The following is a 15925-nucleotide window of genomic DNA, read 5'->3' on the forward strand; positions in this document are numbered from 1 at the left end:
CGTGCTTGAAACAGGCTCCGGTATATATAGATAGCAGCTTGCGGTTTGCAGAGCAGCCGTTTTGCAAATTTAGGGCTGTATGCAAAATGCAAAGAGGGAAAAACGGTTACAATCAGGATAACTGCTGGATTCCTGCAATATCTGGTGAAGCCATCAGAGAATAGTTGGTATAATAAACTACAAATCCCGGTTTGGCTCCAGCCGGCTTTTTCACATTCTTTTTCTGGAGATAATCAATCTCTACCTTTGGTGCAGTGCGTCCCTTGGAATAAAAGGCTGCAAGATTTCCTGCTTCTTCAAAGGTGCGGTCCGGAAGTGTGCCGTCTTTTGTCTTTACCACAACATGGGAGCCCGGCATCTTTTTGGCATGGAACCACCAGTCATTTCCTGTGGCAAATTTAAAGGTCAGCTCATCATTCTGGTAGTTGTTTTTTCCTACATAAATATCGTATCCATCGCTGGAAACATAGTGGAAGGGTTTGGATTTCACCTGCATTTTGGCACCTTTTTTGTTTCCGTAGTGGCGCTTCACATAGCCGTATTCCATCAGCTCTTCCTTGATCTGGGAAAGGTCGCTCTCCTCAGCGGCAATGTCCAGGGCATTGGAGATGGATTCCAGATGTTCGATCTCGCTGGTGGTATCTGCAATCTGAACCTCCAGAGCTTCCTGGGTACGCTTCAGCTTACCGTAACGATCGAAATACTTCTTGGAATTCTCCTGAGGAGTCAGGGTAGGATCAAGAGGAATGGTGATTTCTTCTCCATTATAATAGTTCACAGCCTTAAAGGATTTACAGCCTTCTTCCAGACCGTAGCCGTAGGTGTTGATCAATTCGCCGTAAACCTTGTATTTGTCTTTTTTCTCAGTGTCTTTCATCTGCTTCTGCTGAAGGCTTAATTTTTTTCGGTTGCGGTCAAGGGCAGTCTGGACGATCTTTCGGAGATCCGCAGATTTCTGACGGATACGGGTGATCACGTCGCGGGAGGCATAATAGGTTTCCAGCATCTCTGACACAGATTCAAAGGTCCGGGTGGTGAAGCCTTCTCCATATTGGGAAAAAGGAAGAACACCGTATTCAACCGGCTCGTCCCCTTTGAAAACAATAACCGGGGTAAATTCTTCCCTCCGGATCTGTTCCATTAAATGGGTGAATTCTGTATAAAGCTGCTCTCTGGTATTCTCATCTAATGTCTGGACATCGTCATTTCCATCAATGGAAGCGCGATAGCAAAGTTCCTGAGCCATTACCGGGCTGAAACCGGTAAGCGTCTGATAGAGAGCTTTGGAGACAGCATTGGATCTGCCACATACTTTTTCCATGAAATCCTCTCTGGAAATGGTAAGAGGATCCAGCTTGTCCTGAGTGTGGGGGATGAAATAAGGACGTCCTGGCAGAACTTCACGTACAGAACTTACGTTGCAGGATACGTGCTTGATACTATCCAGGATCATATTATTATCATCACAGAAGATAATGTTGCTGTGCTTTCCCATCAGTTCCATAATGAGAACCTTATGGCATACATCACCAAGTTCGTTCAGGTGCTCCAGCTCAAATTCTACAACACGCTCCAGACCAGGCTGGCGTATCGCAGTGATCCTGGCGCTTCCGATGTGCTTGCGGAGAAGCATGCAAAAATTAGGAGCAGTCAAAGGGCTGATCCGGTTTTTGCCTGTAAAATAGATCAGAGGCAGGGAGGCGCTGGCGGAGAGAAGCAGACGCTTCTGACCATTTGCACCTTTTCCGGTGATCAGCAGTTCGTCACTTTCCGGCTGGGCAATTTTGTTAATGCGTCCCCCGGAGAGATTTTTATTTAATTCAGAAACCATTGCAGCAATGGTAATTCCGTCAAAAGCCATAAAAAACTCCTTTCTGCTGACAGGTTACCGGTCGCTCCGTGACCAGTAACCGTGACATGCAGACTTTATTATAACAGCAAAAAAAGGATTTGACTAGGGTTTTAGAATGAACTATAATAAATCTGTATGCGTAGGCAACTGTGAACGGTAACCTGCGTAGAGTTATTGCCTGAATATCAGAGACGATTCTGTTATGCGGAATGGGACTCTTTTCAGACAGTATTCGGAATAAAAATAAAGAAAGAGATTACTATGATAAAAAGTATGACCGGCTTTGGAAGGGCCGAGGTGATTACAAAAGAGCGGAAAATCACCGTTGAGTTAAAATCCGTCAATCACAGATATCTGGATCTGAGTATCAAAATGCCAAGGAAGCTGGTTTTCCTTGAGGGCGCGATCCGGAATCTTATGAAGACCTATATGCAGCGTGGTAAAGTGGATGTGTTTATCACATATGAGGACTATACCTTAAGCTGTGGCGCACTGAAGTATAATAAGGAGCTTGCAGGAGAATATCTTGCATATATCCGTCAGATGGCAGAGGAATTTGGCCTTGAGAACGATGTGAAGGCAGGAGCTCTTTCCCATTATCCGGACGTGCTGACTATGGAGGAGCAGTCTGTAGATGAGGATGCATTGTGGGCAGTTCTGGAAGCACCGCTTCGTGAGGCCTGCGAGAAATTTGCCCAGTCCCGTGCAAGAGAGGGAGAGAATCTGAAGAACGACCTGATCGCCAAGCTGGATGCTCTTGATGAGAAGGTAAGTCAGGTAGAAGCCCGCTCTCCGGAGGTTGTGGATTCTTACAGAGAGAAGCTGGAAGCCAAGGTTCATGAGCTTCTGGAGGATTCTCAGATCGAAGATTCCCGTATTGCAGCAGAAGTTGTCCTGTTCTCCGACAAGATCTGCAACGATGAGGAAACCGTCCGTCTCCACAGCCATATCCAGGGAATGAAGAAGATGCTGGAGGAGAAGGAAGGCATCGGACGCAAGCTCGATTTTATGGCACAGGAGATGAACCGTGAGGCAAATACCATTTTGTCGAAATCAAGTGATCTGATTATTTCCAATATAGCGATTGATCTGAAGACAGAGATTGAGAAGATCAGAGAACAGGTTCAGAATGTGGAGTAACCTAGTACATCGTTTTCGAAATAACTATACCACTCACTTGTCTGTGAATCCGATTGCACAGGTATAAAAGCCTCGGCGTAGCCCGCTACGCCTGCGTTTTTATACCTGCACACTCGAATCCACATCCTACGTGATTGGTATAGTTATTTACGAAGCGATGTACTAGAGAATCAAAGACGTAAGCTTTCCATATTGACAGAAGGGTGAAAACATGGCAAAATTAATCAATATCGGATTCGGCAATGTGGTGAATTCCCAGAAAATCGTAGCTGTGGTAAACCCGGATGCCGCTCCGGTGAAACGAATGGTTCAGAGTGTGAAGGGTTCCAATTCCCTTGTGGATGCCACTCAGGGAAGAAAGACCAAGTCTGTGATCGTTACCTCAGATCACATTCTGATATTATCTGCGATCCAGCCGGACACGATCGCTCGCAGATTTGCAGAAGTTATAGAAAATAAGGGAGAGGGCCATGAGTAGAGGAGTTTTGGCAGTTGTTTCCGGATTTTCCGGAGCAGGAAAAGGCACCATTATGAAAAGCCTGATGGCGAAGTACGACAATTACGCATTGTCTGTATCTGCCACCACCAGAAACCCCAGACCAGGGGAAGAAGACGGAAGAGAATACTTTTTCCGCACAAAAGAAGAATTTGAGGAAATGATCCGTCAGGATCAGCTGATCGAATATGCCCGGTACGTGGAGAATTACTACGGCACACCTAAGGCTTATGTGGAGGAGCAGTTGTCAGCAGGCCGGGATGTGATCCTGGAGATCGAGATTCAGGGAGCCCGCAAGATCAAGAAGAAATTCCCGGAAGCTGTGCTGGTATTTGTAACAGCGCCCTCCATGGAGGAACTGAAAGAGCGTCTTGTTGGAAGAGGCACTGAGACTGCGGAAGTGATCCACCAGCGTCTTGCAAGAGCTGCACAGGAAGCAGAAGGAGTTGACGAGTACGACTATCTGCTGGTGAATGACCAGCTGGAGGATGCTGTAGACAGGCTTCATAATATTATTCAGAGCGAACATTTCGCCATGAGGCGAAACCTTAGTTTTATCCATGAGATCCAGGCACAGGCAGCAAAGTTTGTGGAAGAATAATCCAAATAAAGAGCAGATGAAACTGCTATAAAATGAAATATCGATTTGCAACTTTATTCGCGAAAATACAGTTTGAAGCTGCGAATCTTTATAAAAATTATAACAATAATCACAATTTTTGAAAGGAGTATATATATGATCCATCCATCTTATTCTGAGTTAATCGAAGCAATCAATACCAACAATGAGGACGACGATGAGAGCATGGTGCTCAACAGCCGTTATTCCCTGATTCTTGCTACAAGCAAGCGTGCGCGTCAGCTGATCGGCGGTGCAAAGCCGTTGGCAGATAATGTTAAAGGCAAGAAACCTCTTTCTATCGCAATTGACGAGTTATATCACGGAAAGGTTAAGATCCTTCCAGGTAAACATGAGGAAGAGGATTTAGCAGAGATCGCAGGACATTCTGCAGAGGAGATTGCTGCTGAAGAACCTGCAGCTGCAGTTGATCCTGCTGAGTCTGAGGAGAGTGCAGAATAATATGAAATTACTGTTCATTTCCCTTGGATGTGATAAGAATCTGGTAGATTCTGAGGAAATGCTTGGAATGCTTGCTGCAGACGGACATGAGATCGTTGATGATGAGGACGAAGCAGAGGTCATTATTGTCAATACCTGCTGTTTTATCGGTGATGCCAAAGAAGAAAGTGTAAATACCATTCTTGAAATGGCAGAGAAGAAAAAGGCAGGTACCTGCAAGGTGCTGATCGTTACCGGCTGCATGGCACAGCGTTACAAGAAAGAAATTTCAGAGGAAATACCTGAAGTGGATGCTATTCTTGGTACAACCTCTTACGGCGATATCAGCAAGGCTGTAAAGGAAGCCCAGGCAGGCAGACACTTTGAAGAGTACAAGAGCATTGATTTTCTTCCGGATATTTCCGGTAAGCGTATGTTGACCACAGGTGGACATTTTGCATATCTGAAAATTGCAGAAGGCTGTGACAAGCATTGTACCTACTGTATTATCCCAAGACTCCGGGGCGGCTACAGAAGCGTGCCTATGGAGCAGCTCGTAAAAGAAGCCCGGTCTCTTGCTGAAAAAGGGGTGAAAGAGCTGATTCTGGTTGCCCAGGAGACTACTGTATATGGTAAGGACATCTATGGAAAGAAATCTCTTCATGTCCTTTTAAAGGAGCTTTGCAAAATAAAGGGAATCCGCTGGATCCGTATTTTGTATTGTTACCCGGAAGAGATTTATGATGAGCTGATTCAGACTATGAAGGAAGAGAAGAAGATCTGTCATTATCTGGATCTTCCGATCCAGCATGCAAGTGACCGTGTGCTGAAACGCATGGGCCGCCGTACCACCAAGCAGGAGCTGGTGGATATTATTGGCAGGCTGCGCCGGGAGATCCCGGATATTTTCCTTCGTACAACCCTGATCAGTGGTTTTCCTGGAGAGACACAAGAAGACCACGAAGAACTGATGGAGTTTGTGGATGAGATCGAGTTTGACCGCCTTGGTGTTTTCCCATATTCTGCTGAGGAGGATACCCCGGCAGCCACTATGGAAGATCAGATTCCGGAGGAGGTCAAGGAAGCCAGACGCGATGAGATCATGGAACTTCAGCAGGAAATTTCTCTTGAAAAGGGTGAGAGCCGCGTTGGTCAGGTGCTGACTGTTATGATCGAGGGCAAAGTATCTGGAGAGAGTGCGTACATTGGACGTACTTACGGAGATGCGCCGAAGGTCGATGGATATATTTTTGTACAGACTGGCGAACTTCTCATGACAGGAGATTTTGCGAGAGTCCGGGTTACCGGAGCTCTGGAGTATGATTTGATAGGAGAGCTGGAAGATGAATACACCGAATAAACTGACTATTGCCAGAATGATCCTGGTACCGTTTTTTGTATTATTTATTCTGACTGGCTGGGGCGGAGATGCCAACCGCTATATCTGCCTTGCTATTTTTGTAGTGGCAAGTATTACGGACTGGTTTGACGGTCATCTTGCCCGCAAGAATAATCTGGTTACCAATTTTGGTAAATTCATGGATCCTCTTGCTGACAAGCTTCTTGTTTGTTCTGCACTGATCTGCATGATCGAGCTTGACCGCCTGCCGGCATGGTTCGTGATCATTATCATTGCAAGAGAATTTATTATCAGTGGCTTCAGACTGATCGCTGCCGAGAACGGCGTTGTCATCGCTGCAAACTACTGGGGCAAATTTAAAACTGCATCCCAGATGGTCATGATCATTCTTCTGATCCTGAACTTTGGGGGAGCTTTTGAAATACTGACACAGATTTTTGTATGGGCATCACTTGCTCTGACGGTGATCTCTCTGATCACTTATATTGTGCAGAATAAGAATGTAATTTCCATGCAGGAATAAAATAGCCGCTGCCCGCGAAACGTTTTTGCGTGCAGAGAGTGAGAATATCTGAATGTAAACCAGCCAGCATCTTTGTGAGCAGAGATGTTGGCTGATTTCAAACATGCTCTGGAAAAGAGGTATATATATGATTGCAGAACTTGTAGCTGTAGGAACTGAGATTTTGCTGGGAAATATTGTAAACACCAACAGCGCATATCTTTCTGAGAAATGTGCCCAGCTGGGACTTTCTGTTTACTATGAGTCTGTTGTGGGAGATAATCGCGACCGAATGAAAGCTGTGATTGCATCTGCCCTTGACAGATCTGACGTGGTAATTCTTTCAGGAGGTCTCGGACCAACGGAGGATGATCTGACTAAGGAAGTATGTGCTGAGGTAATGGGACTTCCTCTTTCTGAAGATCCTCATTCCCGTAAGCGTATTGAGCGTTATATGAAGGAATATAAGAAGAATCATCCGGACAGACGTGTGACCTCCAATAATTATAAGCAGGCGCAGGTTCCGGAAGGCGCTATTGTGCTTGATAACCACAACGGCACAGCACCTGGTCTGATCCTTGAGAAAAATGGCAAGACTGCCATTCTTCTTCCGGGACCGCCTAACGAGCTGATCCCTATGTTTGAGGAGTCTGTTTTCTCATATCTTCGCAAGAAACAGCCGGAGATCATCTGCTCCCAGGTTGTGAAGATCTGTGGAATCGGTGAGAGCCAGGTGGCTGCCGATATCCAGGATATGATCGAGACCCAGACAAATCCAACGCTTGCTCCATATGCAAAGACAGGAGAGGTTCATCTCCGTATTACAGCCAAGGGTGAGGATGAGAAATCCTGCAAGAAGCTGATCAAACCTGTAGTAAAGGAACTTCAAAAGCGATTCGGCAAAAATGTATTTGCCCTGGATGCGGACAAAACGCTGGAAGAATCTGTTGTGGATCTGCTGAAGGAGAAAGAATTAACTCTGTCTCTTGCAGAATCCTGTACAGGTGGTGCCATTGCTGCCCGCATTGTAAATGTTCCAGGTGCTTCCCAGGTGTTTACCCATGGATTTGTTACTTACAGCAACCGTGCCAAGAGAGAATGTCTTGGAGTGAAGAAATCCACATTGAAAACAGTGGGAGCTGTTTCTGCAAAATGTGCCAAACAGATGGCAAAGGGGGGCTGCGCAGCTTCAGGAGCTGATATCTGTCTTTCTGTTACCGGCCTTGCAGGCCCGGATGGCGGAACCAGTGAGACTCCTGTTGGAACCGTGTTTATGGGTTGCTGCTGCAATGGACATACGATTACCCGGGAATATCATTTTACCGGAAACAGAACCAAGATCCGTCAGCAGGCTGTTGCCAGTGCGCTAGTACTGCTTCGCGAGTGCATGATGGGAGAAGTTGAGGAGTAAGTTTTCTTAATCGCAGAAAATGCTTTACTTCATCATCTTCATCAGGTTTACCACTTTATCAAGCTTTGCACGTTCCCGGGGGCTTTTTCCCATTTTCAAAACCTCAATGATGGTATTGATTTCATTACTGTTAAAGTTCAGACCGGCATTTCTCCCCTGGGAAGCTGCATTCATAATAAATGGCAGCAGATCAGAGGGAGATTTTCCGGCTCCTTGCCGGGCCATCTGCTGGAGCATGTCAAGCTTGTTTTTGTCGATACCTGCAAGCTTTGGATTATCCTGCCAGTTGTCATCCATATGGAATCATTCCTTTCTTATATAGTAATGCTGCCAATTGGCGACATGTCCGTTTTGAATGAAATTTTTCTGTTTTTACTGTCGTTCTTCTTCGCAATTATCTTCTGGAGATGGTTCATTCATCATCCTCAGCATTTCTGCCATGGTCATCATATTGGTGATCTGATCCAGAGTCTTTCGTATATCTCCAAAACAGTAGCGGCGCAGGTCGTTTATGACTTCAAGAGGCTGGGCAGGGGCTGCTGCAGCCTGTATCTGTATGGCTTCTGACGGCTTTGTAAAAAGAGCGACTGTATTGGAAAGTTCCCTGGCTTTTGCAAAAACGGACAGAAACTGTTGCTGCCTGGGTGGAAAATAGGGGATGAGAGCTTTTAACAGCTGTCCCTGGTCAGTTCCCACCATCTGATCCAGAGCTGTCTGGGCAATATATTCCTGATCCATAAAAATCCCTTTTCTATATCTATGTTGTTGTTATTAAAATATGACGACGGTTTGAAAACGGTGAAATCTTCTGCAAATTGTGACGCACATTCTGCAGAAAGCATTTTTCAAACACGCTCTGACATCTGTAACATATTCTATAGCAGGGGGATGTATGAATTTCCCGCAAAGTCAGGAGGGAAAGTTATGAGAAGAGAAAATGAAAAGCTTATTATAGATGGAAATGCCATATACGAGCTGGATCTGGAATGTGTGCGAAAGAAGCAAGGAAAACAGGAAGAAAATGGCAGGTGTGTGGAGCAGTCAGAAGAAAGAAGGCAGTCCGCAAACCATACCGGGGATTAAAGACAATTTGCAGGAGAGAGTTTCTACCCAGAGCGTGGTTGAAAAAGAAACAAGGAAACGTAAGAATGCTTTTAGAATATGCCTGAAAAAGGGGACAGGGGAAAATTCCCGCTGTCCCGATTTTTTTGAAAAGGACTGAGAAGACAGCCCTTTTTCATATGTGGGAAACTCAGATCAGCAGCCGCAGCCATTTCCCCATCCACCGCAGAGAAGCAGAAGGATGATAATGATCCAGCAGCAGTCACCATTTCCGTTGCCACAGCTGTTGTTGCAGCCAATACCGTTGCCGCCGCATGCGCAAAGAAGAATGATGATCCAGAGAATATTGCATCCACAGGAGCCGTTCCCAAAGGAAAGCCCACATCCATTGTCACATCCGCAGCCATTATTACAACCGCAGTTACCACATCCGCAACCGGATCTTTCCTCGCCGCAGCCACAGTTTGTAGCAGCTAAATCACTCATGCTGTTACCTCCAGAAAATGTTTACAGTTCATCATATGGAGGGGACAGGGGGTGTGTGACAAAGCAGTTGACAGAAAAGAGAAATTTGGCTATAATAAACTGAAATGTAATATTTCTGTAATCTTTGAAAAGAATTCGACATAAAATATATAAAACAAGGATTGAGTTGTTAAGAATTAAGTCTGCGAAGCAAACGCTGTTTTTTGTGAACAAAGTTCACAGAAAACCCGAGAATCTCAGCGCGAAATCATGCGAATGCATGATTTCTGTGCATCGCGAAGCGTGTTACTGGTCACGGAGTAAACAGTAACTGTTTGTGAAAAGCAGAGGTGGGAAAGCTTCGGAATTAGTCAGGTCAAAGAGAGGAAAATGCTATGATAAAAGAAGAGAGAAACAGAAAGCAAAGTCTGGCTCTGGTGCTGCTTGTGATTGCCACATTATGTACGGTTTTTCTGATGACAAGGGATGTTCAGGCTGCGAAAGCCGGATTTAAGACTATAAACGGCAAGACCTACTACATAACAGCCAGCGGAGCCAAGCAGAAAGGCTGGCTGACTCTGAAAGGCAAGAAATACTATTTTAATAAAAAAACAGGCGTACAGTTAAAAGGCTGGCAAAAAGACAGTAAGGGCAGAAACATCCGGTATTTTACCAAGGGAAAAGGTGTGATGGCCACCGGTTTTCTGAAGAGCGGAACCGTAACCCGTTATTTCAGACCTTCCAATGGTAAGCTTGTCCGCGGCTGGCTGACCTTAAAGGGTAAGAAATATTATTTTACCAGCGGAACCGGCGCTATGGTAAAGGGCTGGCAGACCACAGCTAAGAAAGAGAAACGTTATTTCAAGAGCAATGGTCAGATGCTTACCGGCTGGTTCACGGATTCTAAGGGATATACCCGCTATTTTAATACCAGCACAGGTATTATGTATACCGGACTTAAGACTGTAGATGGAGATATCTATTATTTTTCCAAGACCAGCGGAGTCCGTTATCAGAAAGGCTTTGGCAAGGTTGGAAGCAAGCGGTATTATTTCAGTACCACAGACGGCAAAGCGCAGACCGGCTGGCTGAGTCTGGATGGAAACAGCTACTACTTTGGAACAACAGGCGTGATGTACGTAAACACTACAGCTTCCATTGGAGGAAAGACATACGCGTTTGATTCCAATGGTGTTGCTTCCGAGAAACAGGATTCAGGAAAGGATGACAATGACAGCAGTATTACCTTTACCTGGTATGATGAGAAACGTGGCCGCAATTTTACTATTATGAAGGAGCTTAAGAGTCATCCGGGAGTTGCAGATGGAACCAAGTCTGATCTTGATATTCTGGCAGCTGTCTGCGAGGCTGAGGCAGGAGACCAGGGAATTGCAGGTATGAAGGCAGTTGCTCTCTGCCTTTTGAACAGAACTCTGGACAAGGAGTTTCCGTCCAGTGTCCGTTATGTGCTTTACCAGGGAACTACCTTCCCCCAGTATTCAGTCGTGACAAACAACCAGCTGCTGAAACGTCTGAATGGTCAGTTTATTGACCGTGCAAGCGCTTATGAAGCTGCCCAGCAGGCACTTGACAGTTTTAATGCTTATGTGCTGAATGGTACACCGCGTACAGTAAGCGGAATCAAGGCCAAAGATTTTAATTATAAGTATTTTATGATGACTTCTGCATTCTGGAAACAGCCATTGAATTTTAAAAAGGTTGTATATGAGACATACAAGGATCATACATTTTTTGTGGACTGGGTATAAAGGTAGCTATACAGATGTAGAAACAGTATAAATGATAATAGCAAACTTTACCGCGGTGAGTTGCTAAAATACAAAGCTAAAATCCTTGACAAAAACAGACAGCCTTTGTATACTTGCAAGTATTAAATGAGAAAGGCTTTGAAGGGAACAAGTAGCTTTGGAAAGAGCACACAGAGAGCTGCCGGATGGTGAGAGGCGCGTGCAGAGATCCATTGTGAATACATCCCGGAGCTTTGCACCGAACGGTTTTGAAGTGGCAGAGACAGCAGCGGACAGGCGCTTGTGATTGATTGCAGAAATCCAGTAGGCTGTGACGGAGTGGCATACGTTATCATGCCGGGGTGATAATTCTGAAGAGTATTCGAAGATATTTATTTTTGGACAGTATTGTCTGTGTGGATAATCGTCTGGAAGAATTTTTCAGTATGGTCACTTATCGAGGCAGAAAGTGCGAGCTTTCTGTAAATTTAGGTGGTAACGCGGGACCCGGTTCTCGTCCTAAAGGGACATGAGAACCGGGCTTTTTATATTTGCAGCGGCTTTTTCGTAAAGAGAGAATAAGCAGCTCACATTTCTATTTTACAGGAGGAAAATAAAATGACAGTTTGGGAAGAACTGAAAGCCAGAGGCCTGATCGCCCAGGTAACAGACGAAGATGAAATCAAAGAAATGGTAAATAACGGAAAGGCAACTTTCTATATTGGATTTGACCCAACCGCAGACAGCCTTCATGTAGGACATTTCATGGCACTTTGCCTGATGAAACGTCTGCAGATGGCAGGAAACAGACCAATCGCCCTTCTTGGCGGCGGAACCGGTATGATTGGTGACCCATCTGGAAGAACCGACATGCGCCAGATGCTGACGAAAGAGACCATTCAGCATAACATTGACTGTTTCAAGAAACAGATGGAGCGTTTCATCGACTTTTCTGATGGAAAGGCACTTATGGTAAACAATGCAGAATGGCTGATGAACCTGAATTATGTGGAGCTTTTACGTGAGGTTGGAGCTCACTTTTCTGTTAACCGTATGCTTACAGCAGAGTGCTACAAACAGCGTATGGAAAGAGGCTTAAGCTTCCTGGAATTTAACTACATGATCATGCAGAGCTATGACTTCTATATGCTGTATCAGAAATACGGCTGCAATATGCAGTTCGGTGGCGATGACCAGTGGAGCAACATGCTTGGCGGTACTGAGCTGATTCGCCGTAAGCTTGGAAAAGACGCATATGCTATGACAATCACCCTTCTTCTTAACTCAGAAGGTAAGAAAATGGGTAAAACACAGTCTGGTGCTGTCTGGCTGGATCCAAATAAGACATCTCCATTCGATTTCTACCAGTACTGGAGAAATGTGGACGACGCAGATGTTATCAAATGCATGAAGCTTCTTACCTTCCTTCCGCTGGAAGAAATCCAGGAGATGGAGAAATGGGAAGGCAGCCAGCTGAACAAGGCAAAAGAGATCCTTGCATTCCAGCTTACCGAGCTTGTTCATGGAACAGAAGAAGCGAAGAAGGCAGAGGCTGGTGCCAAGGCACTTTTTGCAGGCGGAGCTGATACAGAGCATATGCCGACCACTGAGCTTGCAGCAGAGGATTTTGACGAAGAAGGCAATATCGACCTGATCAGCCTTCTTGTAAAATCCGCTCTTGTAACAACCCGTTCCGAGGGAAGAAGAGCCATCGAGCAGGGCGGCGTTTCCGTTGACGGTGAGAAAGTGACGGACATCAGACATGTACTTTCCAAAGACGCTCTCACAGGTGACGGTATTGTCCTTAAGAGAGGAAAGAAGAAATTTAATAAAGTATTTGTAAAATAAGATCATAAAAGGGGACCAGATACGCTCTAAATCTGATCGTTGATGCGAAAACAGATTTTTGTACTGGTCCCCGACTTATGCAAAAAATATTTTGACCGTGATAAAGATATATGCTATCATATAAACCATGCAAGCATTCCAATAAGAGGAATGCACGTTATTGTTCACAGTAACGAAAGTACTTCTTTATTGCGTAGGAGGAGAATTGAAATGAAGAAATACGGAGTAAACGAACTTCGAAAAATGTTTCTGGATTTCATGGAGAGCAAGGGACATCTTGTTCTGAAAAGCTTTCCATTGGTTCCACAGGGCGATAAAAGTGTCCTGCTGATCAATGCAGGAATGACACCACTGAAACCATATTTCACAGGAGCAGAGAAACCACCCCGTACAAGGGTCAGCACATGCCAGAAATGTATCCGTACAGGTGATATTGAGAATGTAGGTAAGACTGCACGTCACGGTACATTCTTTGAAATGCTTGGTAATTTCTCTTTTGGAGATTACTTTAAAAGAGAGGCCATTCACTGGTCATGGGAGTTCCTGACTGAGGTGGTAGGTCTGGATGCCAGCCGTCTTTATCCGTCTGTTTATCTGGAGGATGATGAGGCTTTCGATATCTGGAATAAAGAGATTGGAATTCCGGCAGAGCGTATTTTCAAATTTGGCAAAGAGGATAACTTCTGGGAGCACGGCGCAGGTCCCTGCGGTCCATGTTCCGAGATCTACTATGACCGTGGAGAAAGATATGGCTGCGGCAAGCCGGGATGTACAGTAGGCTGTGACTGCGACCGTTATATGGAAGTATGGAACAACGTATTTACCCAGTTTGAGAATGACGGAAACGGCAATTATACAACTCTGAAACAGAAGAATATTGATACCGGTATGGGTCTTGAGCGTCTGGCTGTTGTTGTCCAGGACGTAGATTCCATTTTTGATGTAGATACCATCTGTTCCCTTCGTAACCTGGTAAGTAGGATTTCCGGCAAACCGTATGGGGTACATCATGAGGACGACGTTTCCATTCGTCTGATTACAGACCATATCCGTTCTGCAACATTCATGATCTCCGATGGTATCATGCCTACCAATGAAGGACGTGGATATGTACTTCGCCGTCTGATCCGCCGTGCTGCAAGACACGGAAGACTTCTGGGAATTGAGGGAAACTTCCTTGCTACTTTAAGTGCAGAAGTAATTGACGGTTCCAAGGATGGATATCCGGAACTGGAAGAAAAGAAAGAGTTTATCTTCAACGTTCTCACCAACGAGGAGAACCAGTTCGGTAAGACAATCGACCAGGGACTTCGTATCCTGGCTGATATGGAAGAGGCTATGAATGCAGCAGGAGAGAAGACACTTTCCGGTGAAAACGCATTTAAATTATATGATACTTACGGATTCCCTCTTGATCTGACCAAGGAGATCCTTGAGGAGAAGGGCTACGAGATCGACGAGGAAGGTTTCAAGGCTGCTATGGATGAGCAGAGAGAGAAAGCACGTTCCTCCCGTGAGGTAACCAACTATATGGGAGCTGACGCTACTGTATATGACCAGATTGATACTTCTGTTACCACAGAGTTTGTTGGATATGATCACCTTTCCTTTGAATCTCCGGTTACTGTTCTTACCACAGAAGCTGAGATCGTAGATTCCCTGATGGAAGGACAGAAGGGTACTGTTTTCGTAGAGAAAACACCTTTCTATGCAACTATGGGTGGTCAGGTTGGAGATACCGGTGTGATCGAGACTGCAAATGGCAAATTCATCGTAGAAGATACCATCAAGCTTCGCGGCGGCAAATTCGGTCATGTAGGATATATGGAATCTGGCATGATTTCCAAGGGAGAGACCGTTTCTCTGAAAGTAAATGTTGCTGCAAGAAAAGATATTGAGAAGAACCACAGTGCGACACATCTTCTTCAGAAAGCTCTGAAAGAAGTTCTTGGTTCTCATGTAGAGCAGAAGGGTTCTCTTGTAACTGCTGACAGACTTCGTTTCGACTTTGCCCACTTCACAGCTATGACTGCTGAGGAAATCGGTGAAGTTGAAAAAATTGTAAATGAGCAGATTCAGGCAGCACTTGATGTTCACACCGATATCATGGATGTAGAGGAAGCTAAGAAATCTGGTGCTATGGCACTGTTCGGTGAGAAATATTCCCAGAAGGTACGTGTGGTATCTATGGGTGATTTTTCCAGAGAGCTCTGTGGTGGTACCCATGTTGCAAATACAAGCTCCATCATGCTGTTTAAGATTGTTTCTGAGTCCGGTATCGCAGCAGGTGTCCGCCGTATTGAGGCACTGACCGGAAACGGGGTTCTAGAATACTATAAGAAGCAGGAAGCACTTCTTCACGAGGCTGCCAAGGCTTTGAAAACAACCCCTTCCGAGATGATTGAGAAAATCACACATCTTCAGGGTGAGGTGAAGGCTCTTGCAAGTGAGAATGAATCTCTGAAGAGCAAACTGGCTCAGGGTGCTCTGGGAGATGTTATGAATCAGGTTGTAGAAGTAAAAGGTGTGAAACTCCTTGCTGCCAAGGTAGAGGGCGTTGACATGAACGGACTTCGTGATCTTGGTGACCAGCTGAAAGAGAAGCTTGGCGAGGGCGTCGTTGTCCTTGCTGCAGTAAATGAGGGCAAGGTGAACCTTCTTGCAATGGCTACTGATTCTGCACAGAAAGCAGGAGCACATGCAGGAAACCTGATCAAAGCTGTTGCTGCAATCGTTGGCGGCGGCGGTGGCGGACGTCCGAATATGGCTCAGGCTGGTGGAAAGAATCCGGAGAAGGCAGGCGAGGCAATCGAAGCAGCAGCCGGAATCCTGGAAGGACAGATTCACTAAAAAACACTCAAAATTTTGTCAAAAATTTTTGTAAAATTAAACCAAAAGTTGTTGACGAATCCCGAGTGCATGATATATAATAATGTTCGTGCAAGAAAAATACCCAGACAGTTGTATTTTAGCACAATCTA

The 15925-nt window shown here is 45.3% G+C and carries 15 protein-coding genes and 1 pseudogene; 12 read left to right on the forward strand and 4 right to left on the reverse strand.

Annotated features, from left to right (window positions below):
• Nucleotides 1-112: 112 nt before the first annotated feature.
• Complete coding sequence (locus tag ACESTK_RS09675) at nucleotides 113-1861, reverse strand: NFACT family protein (protein WP_373119627.1); 1749 nt, start codon at nucleotides 1859-1861, stop codon at nucleotides 113-115.
• Between the two features lie 252 nt (nucleotides 1862-2113).
• On the opposite strand from ACESTK_RS09675, the gene ACESTK_RS09680 reads away from it, so the two are divergent.
• The 7 genes from ACESTK_RS09680 (at nucleotide 2114) to ACESTK_RS09710 (ending at nucleotide 7821) form a co-directional block, all read left to right on the forward strand.
• The gene (locus tag ACESTK_RS09680) at nucleotides 2114-2992 is read left to right on the forward strand and encodes a YicC/YloC family endoribonuclease (protein WP_373119629.1); all 879 of its coding nucleotides are present in this window, start codon (nucleotides 2114-2116) and stop codon (nucleotides 2990-2992) included.
• Between the two features lie 211 nt (nucleotides 2993-3203).
• Nucleotides 3204-3470 carry an extracellular matrix/biofilm biosynthesis regulator RemA family protein gene (locus ACESTK_RS09685; RefSeq protein ID WP_118578014.1) on the forward strand — a complete coding sequence of 89 codons (267 nt, stop codon included), beginning with the start codon at nucleotides 3204-3206 and terminating at the stop codon, nucleotides 3468-3470.
• Nucleotides 3463-4089, forward strand: a complete 627-nt coding sequence (gmk, locus tag ACESTK_RS09690) for a guanylate kinase (RefSeq protein WP_373119632.1) — start codon at nucleotides 3463-3465, stop codon at nucleotides 4087-4089. The genes ACESTK_RS09685 and gmk overlap by 8 nt, the downstream gene beginning before the upstream one ends.
• Before the next feature lie 135 nt (nucleotides 4090-4224).
• A complete protein-coding gene (gene rpoZ, locus ACESTK_RS09695; RefSeq protein ID WP_118578015.1) occupies nucleotides 4225-4569 on the forward strand; it encodes a DNA-directed RNA polymerase subunit omega in 345 nt (114 codons plus the stop codon).
• A 1-nt stretch (nucleotide 4570) separates the two neighbouring features.
• Nucleotides 4571-5908, forward strand: a complete 1338-nt coding sequence (gene rimO, locus ACESTK_RS09700) for a 30S ribosomal protein S12 methylthiotransferase RimO (protein WP_118578016.1) — start codon at nucleotides 4571-4573, stop codon at nucleotides 5906-5908.
• Nucleotides 5892-6431 carry a CDP-diacylglycerol--glycerol-3-phosphate 3-phosphatidyltransferase gene (gene pgsA, locus ACESTK_RS09705; RefSeq protein WP_173717736.1) on the forward strand — a complete coding sequence of 180 codons (540 nt, stop codon included), beginning with the start codon at nucleotides 5892-5894 and terminating at the stop codon, nucleotides 6429-6431. Before rimO ends, pgsA begins: the two co-directional genes overlap by 17 nt.
• Nucleotides 6432-6558: 127 nt before the next feature.
• The gene (locus ACESTK_RS09710; RefSeq protein ID WP_215661216.1) at nucleotides 6559-7821 is read left to right on the forward strand and encodes a competence/damage-inducible protein A; all 1263 of its coding nucleotides are present in this window, start codon (nucleotides 6559-6561) and stop codon (nucleotides 7819-7821) included.
• A 24-nt stretch (nucleotides 7822-7845) separates the two neighbouring features.
• On the opposite strand, the gene ACESTK_RS09715 is transcribed toward ACESTK_RS09710, so the two are convergent.
• Nucleotides 7846-8118 carry a hypothetical protein gene (locus ACESTK_RS09715; protein ID WP_118578019.1) on the reverse strand — a complete coding sequence of 91 codons (273 nt, stop codon included), beginning with the start codon at nucleotides 8116-8118 and terminating at the stop codon, nucleotides 7846-7848.
• 75 nt (nucleotides 8119-8193) lie between these two features.
• Nucleotides 8194-8559 (reverse strand): hypothetical protein, encoded by a 366-nt coding sequence (locus tag ACESTK_RS09720; RefSeq protein WP_373119635.1) that lies wholly within the window; start codon nucleotides 8557-8559, stop codon nucleotides 8194-8196.
• 21 nt (nucleotides 8560-8580) lie between these two features.
• Here ACESTK_RS09720 and ACESTK_RS09725 point away from each other — a divergent pair.
• Both ACESTK_RS09725 and ACESTK_RS09730 read left to right on the forward strand, forming a co-directional pair.
• A pseudogene (locus ACESTK_RS09725) lies at nucleotides 8581-8688 on the forward strand (DUF6783 domain-containing protein); the annotation flags it as partial.
• Between the two features lie 57 nt (nucleotides 8689-8745).
• Nucleotides 8746-8904, forward strand: a complete 159-nt coding sequence (locus tag ACESTK_RS09730; RefSeq protein WP_202187657.1) for a hypothetical protein — start codon at nucleotides 8746-8748, stop codon at nucleotides 8902-8904.
• A 174-nt stretch (nucleotides 8905-9078) separates the two neighbouring features.
• Here ACESTK_RS09730 and ACESTK_RS09735 read toward each other — a convergent pair whose 3' ends face one another.
• A complete protein-coding gene (locus ACESTK_RS09735) occupies nucleotides 9079-9369 on the reverse strand; it encodes a hypothetical protein (protein ID WP_118578021.1) in 291 nt (96 codons plus the stop codon).
• Nucleotides 9370-9743: 374 nt separating this feature from the next.
• Between ACESTK_RS09735 and ACESTK_RS09740 the strand changes: the two genes are divergently transcribed.
• The 3 genes from ACESTK_RS09740 (at nucleotide 9744) to alaS (ending at nucleotide 15794) form a co-directional block, all read left to right on the forward strand.
• A complete protein-coding gene (locus ACESTK_RS09740) occupies nucleotides 9744-11117 on the forward strand; it encodes a cell wall hydrolase (protein WP_173715955.1) in 1374 nt (457 codons plus the stop codon).
• 597 nt (nucleotides 11118-11714) lie between these two features.
• The gene (tyrS, locus tag ACESTK_RS09745; RefSeq protein ID WP_148461974.1) at nucleotides 11715-12944 is read left to right on the forward strand and encodes a tyrosine--tRNA ligase; all 1230 of its coding nucleotides are present in this window, start codon (nucleotides 11715-11717) and stop codon (nucleotides 12942-12944) included.
• Between the two features lie 210 nt (nucleotides 12945-13154).
• Nucleotides 13155-15794: an alanine--tRNA ligase gene (gene alaS, locus ACESTK_RS09750; protein WP_373119638.1), complete on the forward strand. Its 2640-nt coding sequence runs from the start codon at nucleotides 13155-13157 to the stop codon at nucleotides 15792-15794.
• Nucleotides 15795-15925 lie beyond the last annotated feature (131 nt).

This window comes from Ruminococcus sp. Marseille-P328 (genome assembly GCF_964249465.1).
In the GTDB taxonomy this organism is placed as follows: Bacteria; Bacillota; Clostridia; order Lachnospirales; family Lachnospiraceae; genus Blautia_A; species Blautia_A faecis.

What these genes read in the sequence shown, in the direction of transcription:
- ACESTK_RS09675 (WP_373119627.1), bottom strand. Translation starts at nt 1,861, where the DNA reads ATGGCTTTTGACGGAATTACCATTGCTGCAATGGTTTCTGAATTAAAT.
- ACESTK_RS09680 (WP_373119629.1), top strand. Translation starts at nt 2,114, where the DNA reads ATGATAAAAAGTATGACCGGCTTTGGAAGGGCCGAGGTGATTACAAAA.
- ACESTK_RS09685 (WP_118578014.1), top strand. Translation starts at nt 3,204, where the DNA reads ATGGCAAAATTAATCAATATCGGATTCGGCAATGTGGTGAATTCCCAG.
- gmk (WP_373119632.1), top strand. Translation starts at nt 3,463, where the DNA reads ATGAGTAGAGGAGTTTTGGCAGTTGTTTCCGGATTTTCCGGAGCAGGA.
- rpoZ (WP_118578015.1), top strand. Translation starts at nt 4,225, where the DNA reads ATGATCCATCCATCTTATTCTGAGTTAATCGAAGCAATCAATACCAAC.
- rimO (WP_118578016.1), top strand. Translation starts at nt 4,571, where the DNA reads ATGAAATTACTGTTCATTTCCCTTGGATGTGATAAGAATCTGGTAGAT.
- pgsA (WP_173717736.1), top strand. Translation starts at nt 5,892, where the DNA reads ATGAATACACCGAATAAACTGACTATTGCCAGAATGATCCTGGTACCG.
- ACESTK_RS09710 (WP_215661216.1), top strand. Translation starts at nt 6,559, where the DNA reads ATGATTGCAGAACTTGTAGCTGTAGGAACTGAGATTTTGCTGGGAAAT.
- ACESTK_RS09715 (WP_118578019.1), bottom strand. Translation starts at nt 8,118, where the DNA reads ATGGATGACAACTGGCAGGATAATCCAAAGCTTGCAGGTATCGACAAA.
- ACESTK_RS09720 (WP_373119635.1), bottom strand. Translation starts at nt 8,559, where the DNA reads ATGGATCAGGAATATATTGCCCAGACAGCTCTGGATCAGATGGTGGGA.
- ACESTK_RS09730 (WP_202187657.1), top strand. Translation starts at nt 8,746, where the DNA reads ATGAGAAGAGAAAATGAAAAGCTTATTATAGATGGAAATGCCATATAC.
- ACESTK_RS09735 (WP_118578021.1), bottom strand. Translation starts at nt 9,369, where the DNA reads ATGAGTGATTTAGCTGCTACAAACTGTGGCTGCGGCGAGGAAAGATCC.
- ACESTK_RS09740 (WP_173715955.1), top strand. Translation starts at nt 9,744, where the DNA reads ATGATAAAAGAAGAGAGAAACAGAAAGCAAAGTCTGGCTCTGGTGCTG.
- tyrS (WP_148461974.1), top strand. Translation starts at nt 11,715, where the DNA reads ATGACAGTTTGGGAAGAACTGAAAGCCAGAGGCCTGATCGCCCAGGTA.
- alaS (WP_373119638.1), top strand. Translation starts at nt 13,155, where the DNA reads ATGAAGAAATACGGAGTAAACGAACTTCGAAAAATGTTTCTGGATTTC.